Genomic DNA, 23,200 nt, shown 5'->3' with positions numbered 1-23,200 from the left:
CCGTCAGTCCTTTCTGTGCGGTGGACGGCGGACCGGATGCGGCGCGTGTCGTGGCGCGCCGGAGCCGTCGACCACGCTGCCGATGTGGAAGCGGACCCGGCGGCCGGTGCCGCCCTCATCGTCGTCGGAGCCATCAGGAGACCACTCCAGGACCGCCGTGCCGGACAGGAGCAGGGTGTGCCCCGTGGCGAAATCGGCGAACAGCAGGGCCGCGGCGCTGTCAACGGCGAGATTGCCGAGGCTGTTGAACATGTTGTTGCCGGGATAGTCGGGCCACCAGAGGCTGTCGCCCTCGACGCGGACGAATCCGGGCGGCCCGCCGCGGTGCGAGGCGTCGTTGCCGCGCTCCGGGTGGGCGGTGCCCAGGAAGAAGGTGTCGGCCGCACGGATGAGGCGGGCCTGACCGGACGCCAAGGAGGTGGCGTACCGCACCGGGGAGCCGTCTCCGCCCTCGGCGACGGCGGGTCCGGGTTGGAGGTGACGCCGCTGGATGTACTGGGGACAGTTGCCGTAAGCCTGATCGACTTGGAGCATGAGCCCGTCCTCGTCCGCGGTGGCGAGCGTCCCGTTGACCCGGAAGCGGCGGCGGGTGGCGAAGTCGATGGCCAGCAGACCGACCTGTTGACCGGGCGGGAGGCCGTGGAGCGGGTCGTCCGCGGCCGGTGCGGTGCGTACATGCAGGGTGGATGCCGCGATGACGTCGAGGACGCCGGGGGGTCCGGTCAGCGGTGAGATCCACAGTCTGCCGGAGTCGTCGCGCGCCGTGAGCGCGGCGAGTGTGCGTTCGGCGAGGAACCTGGCCGCCCCGCCTCGCAGGTCGGGTGGGCTGAGCATGCCGGAGAGCCGGTCAGCCTGTGCGCGTACGCCGGCCTGCTGCTGTACGGCGAGTTCGCCGGTGTGGAAGCCCACGGGAGGCGTTTCGTTCGATCTGCTCATGGCCGTCTCCTGATCGTGGCGGGACGGATTGCCGGTGGCGGGCGGGGCGTGGCGGGTGTCCCGGCCCGCCCGGGAAGTGGGCGGGCCGGACTCCACTCAGGCGACGTGCGCGTGCGGAGTGACGACAGGCCAGTCGTTCTCCACCTGGGCGAGCACGTTGAAGTAGTTCGTCAGCACGTTCAGCGCGATATGGCCGACCACCTCGCCGATCTCGGCGTCGGTGACGCCTGTGTCCCGCGCCGCCTTCACGGCGCCGTCGTCCACCGCGCCCCTGCCGCGCACGATGGCGTCCGACAGGGCCAGCAGGGCGGCGGTGTGGGCATCGGACGCCTCGGCGTGGCGGGCCCGCTCGAGTTCACCGGGGTCGACCTTGGCGATGTGCTCACCGATGTAGGTGTGGGCGGACAGGCAGTACTCGCACCCGTTGTACTCGGCGGTTGTGATCGCGAGCTGCTCCCGCACGCCTGCGGCCAGGGCGCCGCCGGCCAGGGCGCCGGAGAGCGCCAGGTAGCCCTTGAGCAGGGCCGGACTGTTGGCCATCACCTTGGTCATGTTCGGTGTGAGGCCGAGGGACTTCTGCACCTGGGCGAGCAGCGGGGCCGCCGGGCCGGTCGCGGTGGCGGGGTCGATCGGGGTGAGCCTCGACATGTTCATGGCCTTTCTGAGGGGAGAGGGCGACACCGGCACCATCGTTCTAATGGTTGTGATGCACTCGTGTCGTTAGAACGATAGGTATCTGTCTTCGGAGAAGTCAAATGGTGGAGAGGCGCTTCAGCCATTAGGCCCCTGGTAGGCTGGGGCGCGTGGACAGCACAGACCCCGGTACGAGCGCACCGCTGCTCGGCGAACCGCTCCCGATCGAGCTGATGAACACGATCTGGGCTGACCGAGACGGCGTACACGACGCGATCGCCGGCCCCGACGGAGCCGTCGCCTGGATGCGGGCCGTCGGCCCCCGACTGACGCCCTCAGCTCCCGCGGTCGGTGCCTGGCTCGACGCCGAACGGCCCGCCGGAGCGGAAGAGACCGCCGCTCGGCTGCGCGGCTTGAGGGACGCATTGCGCAGGCTCGCCGCCGAAGCGACCGAGGACGCTCGGCCGGACGCGCAGTCGGCCATCGCCACCCGGGACGCAGCACTCACGGCGTTGAACGAGGCGTGCGGCGCGACGCCGGTGTGGGCGACGCTCCACTGGCCTTCCGGCGCGGACCCGACCCGCATCGTGCGCACCGGCGACCTCGCGGGACAGGCGGTGGTCGCCATGCTCGCCGGACAAGCCGTCGACCTGTTCACCGGCGACATGCGGCCGCAGCTGCGTGCCTGCCTGGCGCCCGGCTGCGTGCTCTACTTCGTGAAGCAGCACCCCCGCCGCGAATGGTGCTCGGCCGGCTGCGGCAACCGCGCCCGCGTCGCCCGCCACTACCAGCGCCACCGGGTCACCAAGACCGACCCCGAGTCCTGACCGGAGGCTCTCCGATGAAGGTCGACGTGCTGACCGACGGCGTGATCGCCGCCCCGTGCGACCGGGTCGCCGCCTACGCGACCGACCCCACCCACGCACCCGAGTGGTACGCGAACATCACCTCCGCCGACTGGCGGACCCCGCCGCCGGTGGCGGTCGGCTCCAAGGTCGCCTTCGTCGCCCGCTTCCTCGGCAGGCGGCTGGCCTACACGTACGAGATCACCGCGTACGAACCCGGGCGCCGACTGGTGATGTGCACGGACGAAGGCCCCTTCCCCATGGAGACCACCTACACCTGGGAGCCGTACGGGGAACGCTTCGACCACACCCGCATGACCCTCCGCAACTGCGGCGAGCCCAGCGGATTCGCCTCCCTCGGCGCCACCGTGATGGCGGCGGCCATGCGCCGCGCCCAGCACAAGGACCTGGCGGCACTCAAGGCACTGCTGGAGCGGTGAGCACGGATCTCACTTGGGCGGCAGCGTGTCCGCGAACGCCACTGCCGTCGTGATCCAGTGATCCAGCACCGCATCCTCCGCCAGGGCCGGGCCGCTCACGGTCACCCAGCCGCGCATCGGGCGACCGGTGAAGTCCATGGGCCGGGCCTCCGGGCGGGCGAGAGCCTGTTCGGTCCGGTCCGGACCCACCCGGACAACGACCTCTTCACCGGACACGCCCACGGTCATGTTGCCGTGCAGCAGGAACGCGAGACCGCCGAACATCCGTTTCTCGGTGACGGCGGACCACTCGCCGAGCCGCTCCCGGATCCGCTGGGCCAGCCCTTCGTCGTACGTCATGCACCCACTGTCCTGCGCGGTACGGGCGCCCGCCCGCCGGGGCCCCGCCGCCGATGCTGGTCGGCGCCCGTGAAGACGGCTTCGACGCCCCGGTCGCGCGGGTCCAGGTCAGCGACGATGGGGGCCGCGCCTGGGCGGAAGCCGAGGTGGCCCCGGGGACGCGGCGCACGTGGGCATGGCAGGCATGGCAATGCGACTGGACGGCCGCCCCCGGGACGTACACCCCCATCGCGCGCCACCGATGCCGAGGGACACACCCAACCCCTCGAACAGTCGTGGAACCGCGGTGGCTTCGCCAACAACCTCGTTCAGCACGTTACGGTCCTGTGCTGCTGATCACGGCCCTTCCGCGTCCGCCGGATGATCCGGCGTACGGCGGGGGTCGGCAGCCCGGGTGATGGCTGACTCGACGGACGCCACGCGGTCCGCCAGGAGCCCGAGGGCGGCGACCGCGCGCGTGAGCGGGTCGGCTTCGGGCCCGCCGAGGGTCCGGGCCCGTACGTACGAGCTCTTGATCGCCGTCCAGCGCTCGGCCTGCGCCCGGGTGAGGGTGGAGCGGAGCTCTGCCAGTTTGAGGAGGCCGGCCTCGGCGCCGGTGGCGAGGGTCTGGGCCTCACCCGTGTAGTGGTCGTCGATGACCGCCGCCAGCTCGGCCTCGTTCATGACGGGGTCGATCCGGGCGGCGATCTTGTTCATGTTGCGGTACGAGCCCTGGAGCAGGAACGGCGGCTCGGTGCGGGCTTCCTCGCTCTGGGAGGCGGACGCGATGTAGGCGGCGTTCACGGCCAGGACCGTTTCCCGGGCGGTCAGCAGGTGCCGCAACACCGCGAGGACCTGCTCCAGCTCCGCCGGAGCGTACGGGTGGACGAGCCGGTCGGCGCGGGCCGCCGGGTCGTCGGAGGCCAGACGGATCAGCAGGTCGAGGTCCGCGCGGTCGCGGCCGGCGAGCGGGGCCAGGACCGGGTGCGAAGTGAGGGCGTTCTCGACGAAACTGAGGGCGAAGGCCGCCTCCTTGCCGGTCAGGACCTCGCCGAGGTTCCAGACGTCGGCGCGGTTGGCGAGCATGTCGGGGATGCGGAAGCGCTGCCCGGAACCGGTGTACGGGTTGCCGGCCATGCAGACCGCGAACCGCTTGCCGCGCAGGTCGTAGGTGCGTGCCTCGCCGTCCCACACGCCTTCCATGCGGCGGGTGGCGTCGCACAGCGGGATGAACTTCTGCAGCAGCTCCGGCGAGGTGTGCTGGATGTCGTCGAGGTAGAGCATGGTGTTGTTGCCCGCCTCCAGTGCGAAGTTGATTTTTTCGACTTCGCGGCGGGCCGTGGCGTTCGGGGCCTCGGCCGGGTCGAGTGAGGTGACCGCGTGTCCGAGCGCCGGGCCGTCGACCTTGACCAGGACGAGGCCCAGCCGGTCGGCCACGTACTCCATGAGGGTCGTCTTGCCGTAGCCGGGCGGGGAGACGAGCAGCAAGAGGCCGTTGCTGTCCGTCCGCTTGGTCTCGCCGGTGGTGCTCAGCTGCTTGGCGAGGTTGTCTCCGACGAGGGGCAGGAACACCTCGTCGAGCAGACGGCCGCGGACGAAGGAGGACAGGGCCCTGGGCCGGTACTCGTCCAGCCGCAGGCGGGCGCGTTCGGCGGCGACCAGGGCCGAGCGCCGCCGTTGGTAGTCACGCAAGCCCGGCACGGTGGTCGCCGCGAAGTCTCGTGTGCGGGAGAGTAGTTCGTCGATCCTCACCGCGAGGGACCGCCCGCTGACGCGCGGGTGCCGGCCGAGCAGGCCCTCGACGGCCCCGGCCACGGGCGCCTCCGACTCGTAGCGGTCGAGGTCCGGGCAGAGCTCCACGGCCACCGCCTCGGTGAGATCACCCGGGGCTATGGGCTCACCGGCCGCGGCGGCGTACGAGGTGAGCCACGCCTCGGCGAGCTGGCGCCGGTCCGCCAGGGCGGGCAGCGCGGCGAGGTCCTCCTCGAAGGCGGAGGTGCCGACCGCGCGACGGAACTTCTCCAGCAGCGTCCGGGCCGCGGCGCTCGTGACGAATCCGCCCTGGCCGCAGGCAAGTTCCTCGAAGAGGTACTCGGCGGCCGCCGAGCTGTCGGCCCCTGCGATGGCCGTGGCCAGTTCGTCCTGGAATGCGGCGATCGCGGGCGGCGCCCCGAACGCGTCCCGGACCCGGGCGAGCGAGGTCGCCCGGTGGGCCCAGGCCGTCCGCTCCTCGGCGGTCGTGCGGTGCGCCCAGAACAGCTGGGCCTCGGCGCGGGCCTCTGGTGGATAGCGCAGCAGGCCGGCCGACTCGTACAGGCGCAGCAGCACCGTCAGGATCGCGGTGGCGTCGTGGTCGTGGACCCCGCGCTCGTAGCCCTCGTCGTACGAGGCCTCGGCGGCGTGACGTACGAGGGCCGGGAGGTCCGCCTCCGCGAGGGCGGCCGGGCCGTGTTCGGTGAGCAGGCGGGCGGCGAGGTACTCGGCGCGGTAGACGTCCGCGTTCTCCGAGGGCAGCGACTGGCCCCAGTAGGGGCGGGTGGCCTCGAAACCGGGGTCGGTGACGGGGGATCGGTAGTCGGTTCCGGTGAGGGCGAAGGCGAGGCGGTCGCCCTGCGGGACCAGGGTGAGGTCGAGGGGCTGGGTGTTCACGGCGAACCGGTGGCGGCCGAGGCGGACGGTCCGGCCGCCGTCCGCGTAGAGCTCGGCGCGGTCGCGCAGGGCGCGCCCGGCTTCCTGCCGGGCGGCCTTCAGCCGGCCGTCGAGCTCCTCGGCCCGGATGTCCTCGCCCAGTTCCCGCAGTTCGGAGGCCGTGCGGCGGACCTTGGCGACCATGGCGTCGGAAGCGAAGAAGGCGCTGATCGCGTCGGCGTCGTCGAGGGTGGCGGCGCGGCGGGTGACGGTCTCCAGCACGCGCGGGGCCGAATCCGCCAGCCGTTCCGCCCGGCGGGCGCGGGCGTCCTGCAAGGTCTGCTTGCGGGATGAGAATGCCTCGTACACCTCGGTGTGCTTGGCGGCGAGGTCGGCGAGGAACGCGTCGGACTCTGCGAAGCGGGACTCCAGGTTCTCCAGCCGCAGCAGGAGCCGCGAGAGCTGCTCGTCGCAGGAGTCCGGGGTGTGCGCGGCGGCCAGCGCGCCGGTGACCGCCTGGGCGAGCAGGGCGGACTCGGCGGCGAACTCGGCCTGCCCCTCGCGCGCCAGGAGTTCGCGGCGGCGGGCATCAAGGGTGGCACGGGCCCGGTTCACGCCGCCGAGCACCTCGGCGATCCGTTCCAGGATGGACGTACGGACGGTGGCGTCGCCGATGTCGAGTCCTGCGACGACCTCGGTGATCGTCTCCAGGCCCTCGGTCTGCTCGTCGAGACGAGCGGAGAGGGGTCCGGCCTCGGCGACGGTGGTGATCGTAGCCGCGTTCTCGGCGAGGCGGTCCACGTCCTCGTGGTGGGTGGCGAAGGCGTCCTCGCGCGCCAGGAAGGTCACGGCCCGGCCGGCGAAGGCGACGATGTCGGCCTCGACCTCGGCGGCCAGCTCGTCGACGCGGTCCGTGTCCGCGTACCGCAGCTCCTTGACGCCGAGGAGACGGCCTTGGGCGCGTCGCAGTTCGGTCAGACCGTCCACCCACTCACCGGCGCTGCGGGGCGCCTCCCCGCGCAGACGGCGTACGAGCGCGGCGGTTCGCGCCGCGGCCCCGGCCAGCACCTCGGCAGCTTGCCGGGTCAGGGCCTGTACGGTCTCGAACTCGGCCAATACCTGTTCGGCGGTGGCACGGAGCTCACTCAGAGGGGCGCGCAGGTCGCCGAATTCGTGGTCGCCGAGCCAGTGGTAACGGTCGGCGGCCCGGACGCAGGCTTCGACGAGGGCCGTGTACCCGTCGCCGGTGGGCGTGGTCGAGGACGCCGCACCGGCGAGGGAGAGGCAGTCCGAGATGCCGCGGACGAGGTCGGCGTTGCCGACGCGGGCCAGTGCCCCGCCGCCGACGGGCAGGGCGGCCGCGTGGGTATCGGAGACGTACGGGGAGCTCCAGCGCTGGAGCGGATGCACCCGGGCCGGCTCGTCGGAGTCCGCGCGCAGCACCAGCAGTGCGCCGTCATCGAAGAGGGCGTGGCCGTGGCAGGAGATCGGAGTGGCGATCTCGTTGCGGATGACGTTGTAGGGGAGAAGCAGATTGCGACCTTCCGCCCGCGCGTGGAAGACGTACAGCACGTCCTCGCCGTTGGGCGAGAACACTGTCCGCTCGTATTCCAGGCCATCGGTGGCGGTGTCGAAGGTCTTGGAGGTTCCGGTGGCGAGGCAGTAGCCGCCGGGGAAGACGATCCCCTGGCCGTCGGGCAGCGTGCGGGCGGCCTGTCCGATGCCGTCGAGGCGTACGGCGGTCCTGGTGAGGGTGTTGAACACCAGATGGCGCCGGACCTCTTCCTTGTACGGGCGCACCCGCAGCAGGACCAGCGGTCCGACGTGCGCGTACTCGATGTCCGCGTCGGCGAGGGACTGGAGCGGTTCGGTGACCGGCTCGGAGAAGATGCCCTCGTCCGTCTCGGTGTCGTCGTCGGTCTTCAGGGTGAGGGCGCCGCCGACGGTGGAGACGAAGACCGCGCCGCCGATGGAAACGTGCGGGTGACGGCCGAGGACGTGGTCCTCGCGGGTGGCGGTGGTCCACTCGAAGTCGTGGGAGGGCGGCAGGACGCGGTCGCGCTCGCCCCGGCCGTCCAGGAAGGTGGCGGTCCCGTCCGGGGCCAGGGCCCAGCGCAGGACGCGGATGTCCTCGCTCGTCTCGCCCGTCCGGAAGACGGCGAGCAGTTTCCCTTCCACATGGCGGAGCTGGAGGAGGCGGGCTTCGCGGTAGTAGCGGTGGAGGGCCCCGAACTCGCGGAGGAACGCGGGGTCGTCGAGGAGGCCGGGGACGGTCGTCTCGGGAAGCCGCTCCAGGTCGCGGCCGTACAAGGCGAGGACGTCACCCACGGCGGTCTCGGGCTTCAGACCGGTGGAGGCGGCGTTGTAGCCGAAGAGCAGGGTGTCGCCGACGGCCACGATGTCGCGGGGAGCGCAGGGGTGCTCGGTGCGGATGTGCTCGGTCGCGTCAAGGGCCAGTCCGGTGGAACCGAACTCCTCGACTCGGAGGGTGTTGAGCGCCTCGGCCCGCCGGGCCAGCTCGTCGGCCTGCGCGGCGAGCCGGTCGCGCAGCACCTCGTAGGTGCCCGCGTCCGTGGGGGACGTGGTGGTCATGGTGTGGCTCCCTGCGGGTGCGTGCGGGACGTGCGGTGATCGGGCGTGGACCGGGCCGGAGTCGCCGTGTGGTGTACGGAGGCCCCGGCCGTCGGGAGATCCGGCTGCCGGGAGATCCGGATCAGGCCTTGGTCTTGGCCGAGCCGTTGAGGCCGGCGCCCAGCTTGGTCAGGGGCATGTCGGCGAGTCCCAGCTGGCCGGCCTTCTCCAGCAGCTCGCCCAAGGGCCCGGCCTGGGCGCTCCCGCCCTGCATCAGCTTCATCAGCAGTGCGGACACGGTCAGGTTCTGCACGTCCGAGGTCGAGACCGAACCGAGGACCCGGGTGATGTCCTCCGTGAAGTCGGACGTGCCGTCCAGCCACGGCTTGGCGAGCGCCTGCGCGGTGTCGGAGTGCTGGACGAACGCGTCGATGCCCTTGCCGAGCGAGATCGAGGAGACGAGCCGGTCGAAGAACACCGAGTCGCCGCCGACGATGTTGATGTCGGCCTTCTCCAGCCCGGCCGCGACCACCATGGCCTGTGCTTCGGCGACCTGCCGCTGGACGTCGAGACCGGCCAGCCGGATCTCCTTCTCCGCCGCCAGCCGCAGCCGGTACTCTTCGTGCCCGCGCGAGGCTTCGTCCAGGGCGGCCATCGCGGCGGCCTTCTCGGTCAGACCGGCGGCCTCCGCCTTCAGCTTCTCGCCGATCATCGCCGCGTCCGCGGCGGCCTGCGCCCGGGTGCCTTCGGCCTGGGCCTTCAGCCGTGCCTCGGTGGCGTGCGCCTCCGCCAGGCCGGTCTTCTCGATCGCGTCGGCCTCCTTCTCACGGACCTGTACGGCGGCCAGCCCGGGCGCCGCCGTCTCGGCCTGGATGCCTTCCGCGAGCCTGAGCTTGGCGCGGGCGTCGAGCTCGGCGGCCTTGACGCGGGCCTCCGCCAGCGTGAGCTGCTCGGCGGCCCGGTGCACGGCCGCCGCCTCGCCCGCCTCCGCCGCCTTGATGTCCTTCACCAGGCGCTCCTGGGCCTCGGCCTCGGCGGCGATGACCACGGCCTGCCGGGACCGCTCGGCCTCCTCGACGATGCGGAGCTTCTTGATTGACTCCTCCTGTTCGGCGACCGTGCGGTCCACCGCGATCCGCTCGCGCACGACCTCGGCGATGTCCCGCTTCTCGGTCTCGACCTCCTTGTCGGCGGCGATCCGGGTCAGCTGGGTCTCGCGCTCCCTCGCGATGACCTCCAGCATCCGGTCCTTCTCGATGCGCTCGTTCTCCACCGCGATGACCCGCTCGCGGTTCTTTGCGGCGACCGCCACCTCACGGGCCTGGTTCTCCCGCTGGATGCCGAGCTGCTCCTCGGTGCGCAGGAAGGCTCCCTGGGCGCGCAGTCGCTCCTCCTCCTGCACGCGGGCGGTCTCGGCCTCCTCGCGGGCCCGGACGGTCTCGACGTCACGGCGCTGCTTGATCTCGGCCTCGGCCTGGCGGCGTTCCAGCTCCAGGATGGCCTCGCGGGCGTCGACGTTCTGCCGGGTGATCTCCTTCTCCTCCGTGCGCTGGAACTCGTTCGTGCGCACGTGCTCGACGGTCGTCAGCTCGGTGATCTTGCGGATGCCCTGGGCGTCCAGGATGTTGGCGGCGTCCAGCTGTGTCATCGGCGTCTGCTCGAGGAAGTCGATGGCGGCGTCGTCGAGGTGATAGCCGTTCAGGTCCGTGCCGATCACCTGGATGATCCGGTCCCGGAACTCCTCGCGCTTGGTGTACAGGTCGACGAAGTCGAGCTGCTTGCCCACGGTCTTGAGGGCTTCGGAGAACTTGGCCGCGAAGAAGTTCTGGATGGCCGTCTTGTCGCTGGCGGTCGCCGTGCCGATGGCCTGGGCGACCTTGATGACGTCCTCGACGGTCTTGTTGACCCGGACGAAGAAGCTGATGTGGATGTCGGCGCGGATGTTGTCCTTGCAGATCAGCCCCTCCCGTCCGGTCCGGCGGATCTCGATCGTCTTCACCGAGATGTCCATGTACTCGGCCTTGTGCAGCACCGGCAGGACGACGGCGCCCGTGAAGGTGACGTCCACCTTCTTCGTCTTGGAGATGATCAGGGCCCGGCCCTGCTCCACCTTGCGGAACAGCCTGCTGACCACCAGAAGCAACGTGATGACGACGAGCAGGACGACGGCGACGAGTATGCCGAAGCCGAGGGAGATGGCATCCATGGTGAGGTCCTTGCGATGAAGGTGTGGCGAAAGCGGAGTAGAGGGACTGAGAAGAGGGGCGAGCAGCGCGGTTCAGGCCGTGGCGCGTGGGTCGAGCGCCGGATCGAAAGGCGCGACCCAGAAGAACTCGCCGTCCTCGTCGAACGCGTACAGCAGCGCCGTGCTGCCGGATCGCAGGTCGTCGTGCCCGTGCTGCCGGACCTGGACCACCGCGGTCGAACCGTCCGCCGCGGCGACCTCGGCCTGGCCGAAGGTCGTGGAGACCGAACCGGTGCGGATGGTGCAGGTCAGGCCCACGAAGTCGAGCCGGGACGGCGGTGGCAGGTCGGGAAAGAGGCTCCGAAGACGCCGCACCAGGATCCGGGTGACACTCCAGGAGAGGAGCAGCGCGACGGCGAGCACGGCGACGGCGAGGCCGCTCCGGACCGTGGCGGGCACGTCCAGACGACGTACGAGCACCGAACCGGTGAGGCTCGTGAACCAGGCGATCGCGATCACCAGGGAAGCCACGACCGTGACCGGCACGCCGCCAGCGGCCGCTGCGTCGCCATGCACGTGCCCGTCGAAGCTGTCGTGCTCGGCTCCGCCGAGCAGGACGAGGAGCCAGAAACCGACGACCACGATCAGAGCGGCACTGAACAGCGCGGCGGGGAAGCCGAGCGCGGCGGCGACGAATTCGCCCATGATCCCCCCGATCGTCAGTCCTCGTTGTCACGGAGTTCCCACACGGTGGTGGACACCGTTCCGTTTCCGGAACTCGGCATCGCGCCCCGTCCCCGGACTCCCCGATCCCCATCCTGACCGGCCCGGCCGTCTGCCCGCACTGCCGTACTTCGGCAGTCTTTACGCGTTCCTGATGCCGAGCTGGTCTCCTCGCAGGGCGGGATGATCCACGGGGTAGAGTTTCCGGAGGCAGGGTGGTCATGGACCTGGCTGCCGTTCCGCTTCGCGGCCGCCGGTGATGTCGGCCGCCCAGAGGCATCCGGAGGAGCCTCGGCGGCGCCTCCGCCTCCTCCCGCGCACCCCGCTCCGCCGACGCGGGTGCCCCAGCCCGACAGGCCCTGACCCTTGCGCCCTTCCTCGATGTCCTCTGTCGCGCGCGTGCGCGCCCTGCGCCCCGACTGGCTGTCCGATCCCCGAGTGTGGCGTACGGAGGTGCTCGCCGGCCTCGTCGTCGGGCTGGCGCTGATTCCCGAGGCGATCTCGTTCTCGATCATCGCCGGTGTGGACCCGGCCGTCGGACTCTTCGCCTCGTTCACGATGGCGGTGGTCATCTCCGTCGTGGGCGGCCGAAGCGCGATGATCTCCGCCGCCACGGGCGCAGTGGCGCTCGTGATCGCACCGCTGAACAGGGAGCACGGCTTCGGCTACCTGGTCGCGGCGGTGATCCTGGCAGGCGTCTTCCAGATCGTGCTGGGGGCGCTTGGCGTGGCCAGGCTGATGCGGTTCGTTCCCCGCTCGGTCATGGTCGGCTTCGTCAACTCCCTCGCCGTTCTGATCTTCATGGCGCAGGTGCCGGAACTGAGAAACGTCCCGTGGCCGGTGTACCCGCTCGTCGGGGCCGGTCTGGCGCTCATGGTGTTCTTCCCGCGGCTGACCACCCTGGTTCCGGCGCCACTGGTCTCCATCGTCATCCTCACCGTGATCACCGTCGCTGCCGGGATCGCGGTGCCCGCCGTGGGCGACAAGGGCGCACTGCCGAGTTCCCTGCCCATGCCGGGCCTGCCCGACGTCCCGTTCACCCTGGACACGCTGACGACCATCGCCCCCTATGCCTTCGCCATGGCGCTGGTGGGCCTCATGGAATCGCTCATGACGGCACAGTTGGTCGATGAGATCACCGACAGCCGTTCCTCGAAGACCCGCGAGTCCGTCGGCCAGGGCGTGGCCAACATCGTCACCGGGTTCTTCGGAGGCATGGGCGGCTGCGCGATGATCGGACAGACGATGATCAACGTGAAGGTGTCCGGCGCCCGCACCCGGCTCTCGACGTTCCTCGCCGGTGTGTTCCTGATGGTGCTGTGTGTCGTGTTCGGCCCGGTCGTCTCCCAGATCCCCATGGCCGCTCTGGTCGCCGTCATGGTGATGGTCTGCTTCGCCACCTTCGACTGGCATTCCGTCGCCCCCGCGACCCTCCGCCGGATGCCGGCCGGCGAGATCGTGGTCATGGTGCTCACCGTGGTCTGCGTCGTCGCGACCCAGAACCTCGCAGTCGGGGTCGTCGTCGGCTCGGTCACGGCCATGGTCGTCTTCGCCCGGCGCGTCGCCCGCTTCGCCGAGGTCACGTCCGTCACCGACCCCGACGGGTCCACGGCCGTCTACGCAGTGACCGGAGAGCTCTTCTTCGCCTCCGCCAACGACCTCGTCGGTCGGTTCGACTACGCCGGGGACCCCGACAGGGTCGTCATCGACCTCTCGGACGCGCACGTCTGGGACGCGTCCTCGGTCGCCGTGCTCGATGCCGTCGAGACGAAGTACGCGGCGCGCGGCAAGACGGTCGAGATCACGGGTCTCAACCGCGCCAGCGCCGACCTCCACGCCCGGCTCACGGGCTCGGTCTCCGGCCACTGACCGACCGGACGAGGAAGTCGAAGGCTCTCGGGGCTCAGCGCTTCACCGTGCCCGACCCCAGCATGACCAGGCCCGTCGCCAGCAGGGGCAGACCGATCGCCAACCCCGGGAAGCCATCGTGGTGCAGGGCGTACATGGCGCCGCCCGCCGCGGTGAACGCGGATCCCGCGAGAACGGCGGTGACAGCCGTGCGGAACTCGGTGAGGGCGCGGAACGCCGGGTTTCCATTCATTCGTGCCTCTCTGGGGACCCGCACAGACTAGAGCGTGGCGCGTTCGATCTGAATGCCGGAGTCCGGCAGGGAACCGGCGGCGCTGCTTCTGTCAGGGACCCGATAAAGAACCGTAAGGAACGTATAAAGTAGCCGCTGGTGTGCCGGGAAGCCTGGTCGGCGAACAGGGGATGACTCTCTTCGTAGATCGGGGCTCGACGCCATGGTGCTCGTCGTTGTGTTCGGTATCGCTCTGCTCGTCGCGGTGCTGTTGTCCGGGCTCGCCGCCCGTACGGTGCTGTCGACCTCGCTGCTCTTCCTGTTGGGCGGGGCCCTGGTCAGCGACGGTTTCCTCGGGCTCATCCACATCACCTCCGACAGCGAGATCGTGGGCGTGACAGCGGATCTGGCCCTGTTCGCCGTGCTGTTCACGGACGGCATGCACGTCGCCCTCCCCGCATTGCGCCGGAACTGGACGAACCCCGCGAGGGCGCTGGGCCTCGGAATGCCGCTGGCGATGGCCGGCACGGCGCTGCTCACGCGCTACCTCGTCGGACTGGACTGGACGACCTCGTTCCTGGTCGGGGCCGTGCTGGCCCCCACCGACCCGGTGTTTGCCTCGGCGATCGTCGGCCGCAAGGAGGTCCCGGCGAAGCTGCGCCAGCTGCTCAACGTGGAGAGCGGCATCAACGACGGCCTCGCCCTGCCGGTCGTCCTCATCCTGATCGCCGCCGCAGGACCCACCTCCGGGAAGGCGCAGGCATCCGTCGGGGAGATCGCCCTGGAGCTCGCCATGGGCCTTGCCTTCGGGGTCGTCCTGCCGCTCGGTGTGGCCTGGCTGGTGCGCCTGCGCCTCCTCGGTGCGGAATCGAAGCTGCAGCAGCTGCTGCCGCTGGCGACCGGGGTCATCCTCTATGCCGCGTGCCACCTGACCCACGCCAACCCCTACCTGGCGGCGTTCTCCGCCGGCGCCGTGCTCGCCTCGGTCTCGCCGGAGGCGAAGACCGCCTTCGAGCCCCTCGGAGAGGCGCTGGCCGAACTCGCGAAGTTCGCGGCCCTGCTCGTCTTCGGCGCCCTGCTGACCCCGGCCCTGTTCGGGGACCTTTCAGCGGGCGGCTACGCGACCGTCGTCCTGGCCATCGCGCTGATCCGGCCGGCGTCGCTGCTCGTGTCGCTGCTGGGCGCGCGGATCGAGAGGCGCGAGAAGCTGGTCGCCGCCTGGTTCGGCCCCAAGGGCTTCGCCTCGGTGGTCTACGGCCTCCTCGTACTCCAGGCCGGGATTCCCCAGGGCCAGGAGGCGTACACACTGATCGCCGTCTGCATCGCCTTCTCGATCATCGCCCACAGCAGCACCGACGTGCCCATCGCCCGCCTCTTCCACGTCGACGGCCTCGCGGGCATCCCGACCGACCCCGACCGCCGCAACCAGACCTGCCTGCCTCACGCGTGCGACACGCCCGACCAGGAGAAGCACCATGCCAGCCCGTGATCTCGCCGAGCCCTACCCCCACGTGACCACCGACGACCCCGCCGTCGACGCGGCCCGGCTGCTGGCGGAGCAGAACCTGCCCGCCCTGCTGGTGCTCGACACCGACGGCATCCCGTACGCCGTCGTACCCGGTTCCCAGGTAGTGGGGCAGGTGGTGCCCGAATACGTGATGGAGGACCCGCTGCTCGCCGCCGTGATCGACGAGCGGCACGCGGACGCGCTCGCCGAGGGGCTGGCGGGCCGGACGGTCGCGGAGTGGCTGCCGCGCCGGACGTTCAAACCCCTGTACGTCGGCCCGGACGCGGGCGTGCTCCAGATCGCCGCCGTGATGGCCCGCGCGCACGTCCCGCTCGTCGCCGTCGTCGAGCGCGACAGCGGAGAGGAGCGCGGGCGTCTGGTGGGGGTCGTGACGGCCGCGGCCCTGATGCGGCACTTCCTCGCCGCGGGGGACCAGGCGTGAGCGACTGGCACAGCTGGGCCGCGATCGCCGTCTTCGCCGGCGCGTACGCGCTGATCATCAGTGAGAAGGTGCACCGCGTGGCCGCGGCCCTGGGCGGGGCCGGGCTGATGCTGGCGATCGGTGCCACCGACGACGGCGCGGCCTTCCATTCCGATGAGACCGGCATCGACTGGAACGTCATCTTCCTCCTCCTGGGCATGATGATGATCGTCGGAGTGCTGAGGCGGACCGGGCTCTTCGAGTACCTGGCGATCTGGTCGGTGAAGAAGGCCAGGGCCCGGCCCTTCCGGGTGATGGCCATGCTGATCGTCATCACGGCGCTGGCCTCGGCTCTGCTCGACAACGTCACCACCGTGCTGCTCGTGGCACCCGTGACACTGCTGGTCTGCGACCGGCTGCGGCTGTCCCCCGTACCCTTCCTGATCGCCGAAGTACTGGCCGCGAACATCGGGGGCACGGCCACCCTCGTCGGGGACCCGCCGAACATCATCATCGCCAGCCGGGCCGGGCTCACCTTCAACGACTTCCTGGTCCACCTCGCCCCGCTGTGCGTCGTGCTCGTGGCCGTACTGGTTCTGCTGTGCCGGGTGATGTTCGCGAAGCACTTCGTCTACGACGAGAAGCGCGCGGCCGAGCTCATGGACCTCCGCGAACGCGAGGCGATCACCGAACCCCGGCTCCTGGCCCAAGCCCTCGGCGTCCTCGCGCTCGTCGTGGCGGGCTTCGTCCTGCACCCGGTGCTGCACTACGAGCCGAGCGTCGTGGCCCTGCTCGGCGCGGGCCTGCTCATCGCGATCTCCAAGGTCGAGACGGGGGAGATCCTCGGCGAGGTGGAGTGGCCCACGCTCGCCTTCTTCGCCGGGCTGTTCGTCATGGTCGGGGCGCTGATCGAGACCGGTGTCATCGGGAGCCTGGCCGGCTCCCTCGCGGAGGCGATCGGGGGGAACGAACTCGGCGGATCCATGGTGCTCCTGGGCGGATCCGCGGTCCTCTCGGGGATCATCGACAACATCCCCTACGTGGCCACCATGGCCCCGATCACCAGCGAGCTGGTCGGCGACATGGGAGGCGACCCCGACCACGTGATGTGGTGGGCGCTCGCGCTGGGCGCCGACCTCGGCGGCAACGCCACCGCCATCGGAGCCTCCGCCAACGTCGTGGTGCTCGGCATCGCCGAACGCAACCGCCACCCCATCAGCTTCTGGGAATTCACCAAGTACGGCCTCGTGGTCACGGTGGCGACGGTCGCCCTCTCCGCCCTCTACCTGTGGCTGCGCTACTTCGCCCTCGCCTAGCTCAGCCCTCGTCGCCGGGCCAGCCGAGCAGGCGGGCACCGATCACCGCTGTCTGGAGGGTGTAGCGGGTCGCGGGGTCGGCCGGGTCGGCGGCGGTGAGGGAGTGGATGCGTTCCAGCCGGTAGGTGAGTGCCCGCACGCTCAGCGACAGGCGGCGGGCGGCCTCGGTGGCGACGCATCCGCTGTCGAAGTAGGCGGTGAGCGTGTCGATCAGGGGCTGGGCGCCGCCCCGCGCCGTGCGCAGGGGACCGAGCGTGCTCTCCACCAGGTCTGCCATGGCCTGCCGGTCACGGGTCAGGACCGGGTAGACGAGGAGGTCGACGGCGTGCAGTACGGGCCCGTCGAGCCCCATGCGCGCGGCGATGTCGAGGGCGCTGAGGGCTTCCTCGTAGGAATGGACCACCCCGCCGGCCCCCGGGTGGGAGCGCCCGATGGCGACCCGGCCGCCATCGGTGGCGGCGTACGCCTGCTTGGCGAAGAACGCCAGGACGTCCGGCTGGTCCCCGGGAGCGACGCAGATGAGCCGGCCGTCCTTGGTGGTCAGCAGGATCTGTCGGCCCGGGAAGCGGGTGAGCACGGCCGTCTCGATGCCCCGGGCCACCCGGAAGCCGTCGCCGTAGGGCTCTGGCCCGGCCGCGACGGCCACGGCGTGGGCCTGGGACAGGCGCAGCCCGAACCGCTCGGCCCGCTCCGCGAGGCGTCCCAGGTCGCTCCCACCGTAGAGGAGGTCGTCGACGAACTCACGTCGGGCGGCCTCCTCCTGACGGACCGCCTGCTGCTGCGCACGCTCGTAGCCTTCGAGGAAGGCGTCCACGGCCTGCTCCACCACGGACAGCAGCGCGTCGGACGATGAAGGGGCGGCCGGCCGCACGGTCTGCGCCGCCGCCAGGTGGTCCCGTATCAGGCCGCGCAACGGGAAGCCGGCCTCCGCCGCCCGCTCGCCCTCCGTCCGGCGGGACTCGAGCTCGTCGCGGCTCAGGCGGCGGCCCGTGGCGCAGGCCGCGCCGACGATGTCGGCGTAGCCGGCCAGATGATCCGCTGCTGCCGTACGGTCCGTCACGCATTTCCCCCAGTCATGACGCGTCCCTGATGATCCCTTGACGCGGCCACCAGGGTGCCACGTGTCCGGAACGAAGCCATCGTCGGCACCAGAGCGGCGTAAAGACTGCCGGTCACCGGCAGTGTGTGCCGGGTGGCGGGAAGGCAGGATCAGGGCACGGGGGAAACCGAGCACGGCCCGGATGCCGAGGCACAGCAACGGGGGCGGCATCCGGGCCGTGCTGGGTCGTACGGCTGACGCGCTCAGCGCTGCCGGGCCGAGAGCCAGACCGCCACCGTTGCCGCCAGCGCGGAAGCGCCGAGAGCGAGCAGCGGAAGGCCGGGGCCCGGGTGCAGGTACAGGGCCGTACCCGCGGCGGTGAGGACGGCCCCGAAAACGAACAGGGGAGACACCCGCCCGGTCGAAGAGGGTCGGGGCACGGGGCGTCTCCTGGCAGCGCGGAAGAGAAGGTGGCCCCAGGCTCCCATACGGCGGGGCAGGGGTACAGGACCCCGCCCCGCCGTTCACGTCACAGGGTGCGCAGCTTGGTCGTGAAGACCTGGTTGGCGACCTTGTCGCCGAGGGCGAGGCCGTCGGTGGAGTCCCACGGGAAGTGCACCCCGAGCCAGATGCGGCTGTCGGCGTCCTGCTTGGCGGCGCCCCCGCCTTGATATCCGCAATGACGAGGTTGTCTCAGATCCGGCCATCGGGCCGGCTGAGCGCGGTGGCGCCGCGGCCGAGGAGCTCGGCCAGCCCGCGCCGGGTGGCGGCCAGGACGACCCGGTCCTCCGGCTTGAGGACGTACCCCGGGTGCAGTTCCCAGACCAGCCCCGACTGCGGGGCGGGCCCCTCCGCGCGGGCGGCGGCCAGGTCGGGGCGGCGTTCGGCGGGCGAGGTGGTGTCGAGGGCGAGGACCCGCCATGCGCCCGGGCGGAAGGACTCGGCGATGGTGCGGCCCTCCAGATGCGGGTGGCCGGCCACGTCCACCGCGGCGAAGAGCAGGACCCGTCGTTCTACCGGAATCGCCCCGAGAACCTGGCGGCCCATCATCGCGCCGGCGAAGGCGGGGGCGGCGAGGTGGGTCACGCTGCGGCTGCGGGTCAGGGCGGCCGGGTGAGCGGCCCGCAGGGTCCGGTAGACGGCGGTCGCGAAGTCGTCCTCGTACAGGCGCAGGACGGCCCGCAGATCGGGCTTGACCGCGCGGGCGTACAGAGCGGCTTCCAGGTTGGTGGTGTCCGAGCTGGTCAGGGCGAGCAGGGAGTGGGCGCGGTCGATGCGGGCCGACTCCAGCACGCCTTCGTCGGTCACGTCGCCGATGACCACCGGAACGCGCAGCCCGCGGGCCAGGGCGATGCCCCGGGCCTGCGGATCGGACTCCACGCACACGACAGGGATCTCCAGCTCCCGCAGCCGGGCCAGGACGCGTGCGCCGATCTTTCCGAGCCCCAGGAGCACCACGTGGCCCGACAGTCCGCGCGGGGGCCGCCGCAGGGCCGTCGCCGTTCGGAACGAGCCCAACCCCTCCAGGGCCGCGGCCACGAGGACGGGGAGCAGGAGCAGGCCCACGAACCCGGACAGGATCTGGAGCAGCTGCCGCTCGGTGGCGTCGCCCACCGCCGGGTCGTTGATCGCGAAGATGTCGAGCAGGGTGATGTAGGCGGCGTGCAGGGGGTGATCGCCGGTCGTCGCCCACGACGCCAGCGCGAGTGCGGCCACAGCGGCGACCATTCCGGCCATCGACCAGCGCAACCGACGGGAGAACAGGGAAGCCACTGGGAGGGCCCCCGCGCCCAGCCTGGGCCTGGCTTGGGACGCGTTCGTGTGGGCGACCGTCTCCAGGGCCACGATGCCCCGTCCCGTAGCCATGGCCACGGCCCGGTCGTCGGGCAGCAGCTGCGGGCCGCGATCCCCGCTGGACTCCGCGCCCTCCGCGCCGGCCGGGTCGCTCGTCGTCGCGGAGAGGAGGGCGAGGGTGCACAGTCCCGGATCGGCCACCTCGCCCCTTCCCGGAGGCGTACGCTCCACCGCTCGCAGCAGCAGGCCGTCGGCCAGGACCACCTTGCTGGTACCGGCGACGGCGCTGGCCGCCAGCGCGGGGGCCGCGGTGTCGGCGTCCGAGAGCACGGTCGTCGAGGAGTCCAGCTCCCGCAGGTCGATCCCCGGCTCCGCCACCATCGCGGCCTGGTCGAGGAGCTCCTCCAGGTGCTGGCCGAGCTTGCGGTTGTACAGCCGGATCACGAGCCGCAGCCTCGGGTTGAGCCGACGCGCGACCAGGGCCGCCCGGACGTTGGTGTCGTCGTCCTCGTGCACCAGTGCCAAGGCGGCGGCCCCGGCCACCCCCGCCGCGGCCAGCACCTCCTCGTCGGGTTCCGCCGCCTCCAGGACCCACGGCTCCCGCGCCGGCGGCCGCTCCCCGGCAGGGCTCCGCAGCCGCGTGAGCGGGACCCGGTCCAGAAGACCCCGTCCCGGTGAGCCGGGTGCACGGCCCACGCTCGGTTGGGCATCACGGCCGGCAGGGGCAACGAGCGTCACCCGTTCCTTGTAGACCTCCTGCAGCTCGGAGGCCAGACGACGGGCCAGCCCGTCGTCACCGCACACGACCATCCGCCCATCTGCGTACGGCGGTTGAGGCTGCGCTGATATCGAAGACACCGCCCAAGGATGCCCTCATCAGCGGCCGCTCCCGCGCCGGCCGACCACGTGTCGCGGTGATCACGGAAAGAAGGCCGTCCGGGGGAATCGGTGGCCCAGAACGCACCATGGTCACGGGGCGGGGCGAGACATGGGGAGTGACCGCTCATGAATACCGGGCCTGGAGCACAGGCTCCTACGCGCGGGCGATCCACGCCCCACGACGTGCCCTGTCCCTGTTCCTGTGCGATGCGGAAGGCTGGTCCTTCCCTCTGGACCTGGAAAGGTGGTGCGCCCGGGCGGACGCGGCCGACCGGACTGTGCTGCGGCGGTGCACTGGCCGGGTCCTGGACATCGGGTGCGGCGCCGGCCGGATGGTCGAGGCACTTGCAGGGCGCGGCTACCACGCCCTCGGTATCGATGTCTGCCCTGTTGCAGTGATCACGACCGCCTGCCGGGGCGGTTCCGCGGTGAGCAAATCGGTCTTCGAACCGCTTCCCGACGAGGGTCGGTGGGGGACGGCGTTGCTGATCGACGGCAACATCGGGATCGGTGGCGAGCCCAGACGGCTGCTGCACCGGATCCGGGAAGTCGTTACTCCGGACGGGCTCCTCCTGGTGGAGACCGCCGCCGGTGAGGTGGACGAGCGTCGCCGCGTCCGGATCCACGCCGGTCACCAGCCGGTCAGCACAGTCTTCCCCTGGGCCGTGGTCGGGGCCACCGCCCTCGGCCGCCATGCCGCGGCGTCGGGGTGGATCGAGGCCGAACGGTGGACCGGAGCCCGCGGGCGTCACTTCGTCGCGTTGCGGGCCTGTCGCTGAGCGCGGCTCCAGCGCCATGCCCGTACGACCAGGACCACGGCCGAGGCGGCGAACAGCGCCGCGGTGATGAGGAGCCAGCGTGCGAGGAACCCGTCCGCCGGAAGGGCTGTCGCCGCGGTGTAGTGCGCGACTTGGCGGAAGACCAGCGGCCACCAGACCAGCAGCAGAACACCCGAGACGAACGCGGGTACGCGCACGTAGTTCACGCTCACCCGGGGTGCGAGCCGACCATCGCTCGGCCCTTGGGGGAACAGCCCCTGTACCGCGCGGTCGGTCAGCGAGTACAGGGGCAGCAGGACCAGGTCGTGCAGGAGGGCCGCTCCGACGAACCAGACGGCCACCCCGACGGTGTCCCCCTGGAACAGGCGCAGACCGGCGTACACGGCAAGGGCGAAAGAGGCCAGTACGAGGAGCAGGTGCAGGGGGGAGGCGCCGTAGCGGCGCCGGAAGGCGGTCGGGGCGCTCATGCGGGCTCTCCGAAGGTGAGGCGGGTGACCCATTTGGTGTTGTGGACCCCCGGTGCCCCCGCGATGATGGCCCGCGCCGGGTAGCCGTGGTCGGCGGAGAGGGTCGCCCCGTTGACGCGGACGGCCAGGAGCGAGCGGCTGTCGCGGACCTGATGGTCGCTGAGTACGGCGGAGCTGAACGAGCCGCCGCGCTGCACCGACTCGACGAGGGCCTCGGGCGTGTTCACACCGAGTCCGACGAGCGCGGCCAGATCGGTGAGACGGACCCCGCCCCACCGCTGGTCGGGCGTCGACCAGCCCTCCACGCAGGCGATGGGCAGAGCCGACTCGTGCTGCGGCATGGCCAGGAGCTGCTCGTACGTCAGGTCGACCTGACGCCCGGGGCCGCGTACGGTCAGCCGCCACGCGGGACCGACATCGCTGGGCCGGATACCGACCGAGGCGGCGGTCTTGTTGATCTGGAACCCGTTCGGGCCCGAACCCGGGTCCCGGCCGTGCGGGGCCAGCAGGGCGGTCCGCCGCCACCATCCGCCGATGCTCTGCCCCGCCGTGACGACCAGTAGCGCGACCGAACCGAGCCCCACCATGGCCAGGGCACCCCGGCGGGAGATGGTCGGCGCCGCGGGGCGTGGCGAGACGAGCCCGACCGCTTCCTCGGTCCCCGCCGCGGGCTCCCCGGGCCGTTCCCGTACGGCCCGCAGGGCCCTCGGGAGTCGAAAGGTCACGTGGACGACGAAGGCGCCGATGAACACCCAGGCTCCGTAGAAGTGCAGGGTGTAGAAGGAGCCGGGGAAGTTGTAGTGGAGCTGGACGTTGAGGATGCCGGTGACGAACTCGAAGCCGGCGCCGCCGACCAGCAGGAGCAGGGACAGCCGCTCCAGAGCGTGGCTGACCGAGCGGACCGGTGGCCACTCGAACAGCTTCGGGATGACCGACCAAAGCTTCGCCAGCAGGACGGGCACGAGGACGATCCCCAGCGTGACGTGGACGCCCTGGGTGAGGCGGTAGAGCCAGTACGGAGACGTCGGCCACGAGAACAGGTAGAAGCCGAGCCATCCCTTGTTCGGTGTCTGGTCGTTGACCGCCGCGAGATCGGGGTTGTACGCCGCGTACGACAGCAGACCCGTCACGAAGAGCACCGTGATCCCGAACAGCAGGACCAGCCCGAACACCGCGGTCAGCCACGGCCCGCGCAGCGGACTCCGCCAGAACTCCGGACGGGCCGGCCCCGGAGGCGGGCCCGATCCCAGGGCCGCGCTCCCAGCCTCCCGCAGCCGCGTCAGCGGACCGGACCGGACCTTCGCCGGGGCCGGCTTCCGGGCGTCGGCAGCCCGAGCGGGCGGAGATCCAGCCGCAGGCGGGGCGTCAGGCTTCCGCGGCTCCTTGCCCGTTGGCGGTGGCACGTCGTCTGGCTGGCCCTGCCCGATGCCGCTCGCGCCCATCGGGCACCTCCATCGACCGCCGATTTCTGCGTTTTCTACCTATTTCGCCAGCGAGAAGAACATGCCGCACCGATGCCGCACCTGCTCCGGCGACACGCCAAGTGGGCGGAATCCCCGCCGAGCTCTCGCGCGGCGAGGCCTACCTCGAGGATCTTGGCGGCTGTGCCGATGGAGCCGGGCATGAGGTGGCGCCTCTC

Annotated in this window: 19 protein-coding genes; 7 read left to right on the top strand and 12 right to left on the bottom strand. The window is 71.3% G+C overall.

Translation table 11 applies throughout. The annotated features are described in order from the left end of the window. Positions 1 to 3: 3 nt before the first annotated feature. Both Sspor_RS06525 and Sspor_RS06520 read right to left on the bottom strand, forming a co-directional pair. Entirely contained in the window at positions 4 to 936 is a 933-nt protein-coding gene (locus tag Sspor_RS06525; protein ID WP_202198210.1) for a pyridoxamine 5'-phosphate oxidase family protein, read from the bottom strand. A 96-nt stretch (positions 937 to 1,032) separates the two neighbouring features. Beyond that, positions 1,033 to 1,590 carry a carboxymuconolactone decarboxylase family protein gene (locus tag Sspor_RS06520; protein ID WP_237403702.1) on the bottom strand — a complete coding sequence of 186 codons (558 nt, stop codon included), beginning with the start codon at positions 1,588 to 1,590 and terminating at the stop codon, positions 1,033 to 1,035. A gap of 149 nt (positions 1,591 to 1,739) precedes the next feature. On the opposite strand from Sspor_RS06520, the gene Sspor_RS06515 reads away from it, so the two are divergent. Continuing rightward, positions 1,740 to 2,396: a CGNR zinc finger domain-containing protein gene (locus tag Sspor_RS06515; RefSeq protein ID WP_237403701.1), complete on the top strand. Its 657-nt coding sequence runs from the start codon at positions 1,740 to 1,742 to the stop codon at positions 2,394 to 2,396. A gap of 14 nt (positions 2,397 to 2,410) precedes the next feature. Next, positions 2,411 to 2,854 (top strand): SRPBCC family protein, encoded by a 444-nt coding sequence (locus Sspor_RS06510; RefSeq protein ID WP_202198209.1) that lies wholly within the window; start codon positions 2,411 to 2,413, stop codon positions 2,852 to 2,854. A 9-nt stretch (positions 2,855 to 2,863) separates the two neighbouring features. Here Sspor_RS06510 and Sspor_RS06505 read toward each other — a convergent pair whose 3' ends face one another. The 4 genes from Sspor_RS06505 to Sspor_RS06490 all read right to left on the bottom strand — a co-directional run bounded on the left by Sspor_RS06505 (position 2,864) and on the right by Sspor_RS06490 (position 11,261). Continuing rightward, complete coding sequence (locus Sspor_RS06505; protein ID WP_202198208.1) at positions 2,864 to 3,193, bottom strand: TfoX/Sxy family protein; 330 nt, start codon at positions 3,191 to 3,193, stop codon at positions 2,864 to 2,866. Positions 3,194 to 3,529: 336 nt separating this feature from the next. Next, positions 3,530 to 8,392 carry a DNA repair ATPase gene (locus Sspor_RS06500; protein WP_202198207.1) on the bottom strand — a complete coding sequence of 1,621 codons (4,863 nt, stop codon included), beginning with the start codon at positions 8,390 to 8,392 and terminating at the stop codon, positions 3,530 to 3,532. Positions 8,393 to 8,513: 121 nt separating this feature from the next. After that, positions 8,514 to 10,577, bottom strand: coding sequence for a flotillin family protein (locus Sspor_RS06495; RefSeq protein WP_202198206.1), 2,064 nt, complete (start codon positions 10,575 to 10,577; stop codon positions 8,514 to 8,516). A gap of 72 nt (positions 10,578 to 10,649) precedes the next feature. Further along, positions 10,650 to 11,261 (bottom strand): hypothetical protein, encoded by a 612-nt coding sequence (locus tag Sspor_RS06490; RefSeq protein WP_202198205.1) that lies wholly within the window; start codon positions 11,259 to 11,261, stop codon positions 10,650 to 10,652. A 399-nt stretch (positions 11,262 to 11,660) separates the two neighbouring features. Between Sspor_RS06490 and Sspor_RS06485 the strand changes: the two genes are divergently transcribed. Further along, complete coding sequence (locus Sspor_RS06485) at positions 11,661 to 13,148, top strand: SulP family inorganic anion transporter (RefSeq protein ID WP_202198204.1); 1,488 nt, start codon at positions 11,661 to 11,663, stop codon at positions 13,146 to 13,148. A gap of 34 nt (positions 13,149 to 13,182) precedes the next feature. On the opposite strand, the gene Sspor_RS06480 is transcribed toward Sspor_RS06485, so the two are convergent. Then, a complete protein-coding gene (locus Sspor_RS06480) occupies positions 13,183 to 13,380 on the bottom strand; it encodes a hypothetical protein (RefSeq protein WP_202198203.1) in 198 nt (65 codons plus the stop codon). 202 nt (positions 13,381 to 13,582) lie between these two features. On the opposite strand from Sspor_RS06480, the gene Sspor_RS06475 reads away from it, so the two are divergent. Genes Sspor_RS06475 through Sspor_RS06465 form a run of 3 tightly spaced genes read left to right on the top strand, consistent with a single transcriptional unit; the run spans position 13,583 to position 16,603 of the window. Then, positions 13,583 to 14,848 carry a cation:proton antiporter gene (locus tag Sspor_RS06475; protein WP_202198202.1) on the top strand — a complete coding sequence of 422 codons (1,266 nt, stop codon included), beginning with the start codon at positions 13,583 to 13,585 and terminating at the stop codon, positions 14,846 to 14,848. Continuing rightward, positions 14,835 to 15,308, top strand: a complete 474-nt coding sequence (locus tag Sspor_RS06470; RefSeq protein WP_202198201.1) for a CBS domain-containing protein — start codon at positions 14,835 to 14,837, stop codon at positions 15,306 to 15,308. The genes Sspor_RS06475 and Sspor_RS06470 overlap by 14 nt, the downstream gene beginning before the upstream one ends. Continuing rightward, positions 15,305 to 16,603 carry an ArsB/NhaD family transporter gene (locus Sspor_RS06465; RefSeq protein WP_202198200.1) on the top strand — a complete coding sequence of 433 codons (1,299 nt, stop codon included), beginning with the start codon at positions 15,305 to 15,307 and terminating at the stop codon, positions 16,601 to 16,603. The genes Sspor_RS06470 and Sspor_RS06465 overlap by 4 nt, the downstream gene beginning before the upstream one ends. Position 16,604: 1 nt before the next feature. Here Sspor_RS06465 and Sspor_RS06460 read toward each other — a convergent pair whose 3' ends face one another. From Sspor_RS06460 to Sspor_RS06450, 3 genes are all read right to left on the bottom strand, one after another. Next, positions 16,605 to 17,663, bottom strand: a complete 1,059-nt coding sequence (locus tag Sspor_RS06460) for a PucR family transcriptional regulator (RefSeq protein WP_237403700.1) — start codon at positions 17,661 to 17,663, stop codon at positions 16,605 to 16,607. Positions 17,664 to 17,905: 242 nt separating this feature from the next. Continuing rightward, entirely contained in the window at positions 17,906 to 18,082 is a 177-nt protein-coding gene (locus tag Sspor_RS06455) for a hypothetical protein (protein ID WP_202204136.1), read from the bottom strand. 253 nt (positions 18,083 to 18,335) lie between these two features. Next, positions 18,336 to 20,246 carry a potassium channel family protein gene (locus Sspor_RS06450; RefSeq protein WP_202203509.1) on the bottom strand — a complete coding sequence of 637 codons (1,911 nt, stop codon included), beginning with the start codon at positions 20,244 to 20,246 and terminating at the stop codon, positions 18,336 to 18,338. Between the two features lie 185 nt (positions 20,247 to 20,431). Between Sspor_RS06450 and Sspor_RS06445 the strand changes: the two genes are divergently transcribed. Continuing rightward, on the top strand, positions 20,432 to 21,094 hold the full coding sequence (locus Sspor_RS06445) for a class I SAM-dependent methyltransferase (protein WP_237403699.1): 663 nt from the start codon (positions 20,432 to 20,434) through the stop codon (positions 21,092 to 21,094). Here Sspor_RS06445 and Sspor_RS06440 read toward each other — a convergent pair. Together Sspor_RS06440 and Sspor_RS06435 are read right to left on the bottom strand one after the other, a co-directional pair. After that, complete coding sequence (locus tag Sspor_RS06440) at positions 21,064 to 21,561, bottom strand: hypothetical protein (RefSeq protein WP_237403698.1); 498 nt, start codon at positions 21,559 to 21,561, stop codon at positions 21,064 to 21,066. The two genes, Sspor_RS06445 and Sspor_RS06440, sit on opposite strands and share 31 nt — an antisense overlap. Then, positions 21,558 to 23,003 (bottom strand): molybdopterin-dependent oxidoreductase, encoded by a 1,446-nt coding sequence (locus tag Sspor_RS06435; RefSeq protein ID WP_373318745.1) that lies wholly within the window; start codon positions 23,001 to 23,003, stop codon positions 21,558 to 21,560. Before Sspor_RS06435 ends, Sspor_RS06440 begins: the two co-directional genes overlap by 4 nt. Between the last annotated feature and the right edge of the window lie 197 nt (positions 23,004 to 23,200).

Origin of the sequence: Streptomyces spororaveus (assembly GCF_016755875.1) — a bacterium.
In the GTDB taxonomy this organism is placed as follows: domain Bacteria; phylum Actinomycetota; class Actinomycetes; order Streptomycetales; family Streptomycetaceae; genus Streptomyces; species Streptomyces spororaveus.
Note: the sequence above shows the minus strand (reverse complement) of the source record. Positions and strands in the feature narration are given on the sequence as shown.